Genomic DNA, 499 nt, shown 5'->3' with positions numbered 1-499 from the left:
GGCGGAACGAAAGCAAGCGGCATTGGCAGAGAAGGCGGCCACTATGCACTCTTTGAATTTTATACAGAACCGAAAGTCATCCACGTGGCTATCGGCGATCATCATATTCCGCAGTTTGGTAAATAAAATACTTATTTGTTTCAATTAGAACAGGGGGTTCTTATTATGAATTTTAATATTATCCGCATTGCGAGAACGGTACTGAATGTAAAGGATCTTGAACGTTCAAGAAAATTTTATGTAGATGCTTTAGGGTTTATCGAAACAGAAACGAAGGACAACTGCATTTATTTAAGAGGATTGGAAGAGCACGTTCACCACAGTTTAGTATTAAAGCAATCTGATAAAATCGGTGTTCATGCTCTCGGCTACAAAGTAGAAAAAGAAGAGGATCTCGATAAGCTTGCTGCGTTCTTCCAAGGGAAAGGCTTGAAAACAAAATGGCTGGAAGCAGGCACACAGCATGCGCTTGGCCGCGCCCTTCATGTCCATGATGTAT

1 protein-coding gene and 1 pseudogene are annotated in these 499 nt (G+C 41.5%); both read left to right on the top strand.

From position 1 onward, the window contains the following. Window positions 1–126 (top strand): annotated as a pseudogene (locus QYG89_RS17130) (aldehyde dehydrogenase family protein); the annotation flags it as partial. Window positions 127–165: 39 nt separating this feature from the next. Continuing rightward, window positions 166–499 (top strand): VOC family protein (locus QYG89_RS17125; RefSeq protein ID WP_404319412.1); only part of this gene is annotated, 334 nt, incomplete at its 3' end.

The organism is Bacillus lumedeiriae, from assembly GCF_044891285.1.
GTDB lineage: Bacteria > Bacillota > Bacilli > Bacillales > Domibacillaceae > Pseudobacillus > Pseudobacillus lumedeiriae.
Note: the sequence above shows the minus strand (reverse complement) of the source record. Positions and strands in the feature narration are given on the sequence as shown.